The sequence below is a fragment of the Amycolatopsis sp. SID8362 genome (genome assembly GCF_010550475.1).
Classification (GTDB): domain Bacteria; phylum Actinomycetota; class Actinomycetes; order Mycobacteriales; family Pseudonocardiaceae; genus Amycolatopsis; species Amycolatopsis eburnea.
Genome location: NZ_JAAGNB010001401.1, coordinates 1 through 1,036, shown reverse-complemented (window position 1 = coordinate 1,036; position 1,036 = coordinate 1). Strand labels below are relative to the sequence as shown.

2 protein-coding genes are annotated in these 1,036 nt (G+C 72.1%); one reads left to right on the top strand and one right to left on the bottom strand.

Annotation, left to right across the window (positions count from 1 at the left end; translation table 11 throughout):
* Positions 1-616: hypothetical protein (locus tag G3I65_RS42915; protein ID WP_239071792.1), on the top strand; the 616-nt coding region annotated here is incomplete at its 5' end.
* Positions 617-678: 62 nt separating this feature from the next.
* Here G3I65_RS42915 and G3I65_RS42910 read toward each other — a convergent pair.
* On the bottom strand, positions 679-1,036 hold a 358-nt coding region (locus tag G3I65_RS42910; protein WP_160701170.1), incomplete at its 5' end, for a ferritin-like domain-containing protein.

Sequence of the window (1,036 nt, the reverse complement as noted above, 5' to 3'; positions counted from 1 at the left end):
CCCGCAGCCCCGCCCGCCGGCGCCGGGCCCGCCGGCGCGCGACACCCGGACCCTGCTGCTCAGGGGCGCCGGGCTGGTCGCGATCGCCGTCGTCTCCGGGCTGCTGTGGTTCCTGATCCGGCACGACTCGACGCCGGACGAGCCGGTCGCGCAGCCGCCGGCCCAGAGCACGGGGGCCTACCAGTTCACCAAGGTCGCCGGCCCGGCGCGCGCGGACGACTGCCCGGCGAACTCCTACGGCAAGACCAAGGAGTTCTTCGCGGACAACCCGTGCCAGTCGCTGGTCCGGGCGCTGTACACGACCGAGACCGGCGGGCAGAAGGCCCTGGTGTCGGTGGTCGTGGTCGGCATGCCGGACTCGTCGAAGGCCAAGGCGCTCAAGGCGCTCACCGACCAGGACAACACCGGCAACGTGACGGACCTGGTCCGCGACAAGACGTTCGCCGGCACCGGCACCCCGAGCCTGACCGGCAAGAACGCGGCATACGCCTCGAAGGTCGACGGCACGAACACGACGATCGTGCTGGCCGACTTCTACGCGAAGCACACCGACAAGGCCCTGATCGAGAAGATCGCCGAGGACGCCCTGCGCCTCTCGGCCGACCTCCACTCCTGACCTAAGGCCGTGAAGGCCTCCTTACCGGCTCTTATGGCCGGTAAGGAGGCCTTCACGGCTTTTCAGCTGTTCTGGCCCGGCATCGCGATCGCCGCCGGCTTCTGACCCGCTTCGGCGCGCCAAGGCGTGCCGCGGCGGGAAGCGGCGACCAGCGCGTGCAGCGCCGTCGTCCGCAGGCCCGCGTCGTCGGTGTGGTTGACCACGGCCAGCCACGCCGACGCGCAGTCGGCCTCGGCCGTCGCGACGACCTGGGACGCCGACTTCGCGTCCGTCACCGGGTTCTTCGGCACGTACGCCGCTTCGGGCGCGACCGGCGTCGCCCCCGACGCCGCCAGCGTCGTCTGCAGGAAGTCGCGGCGCAGGGCGTGTTCCGCGGCGCCGCTCTTCTCGGCGTCGCCGAAGTCGCCCGGCAGGAACGCG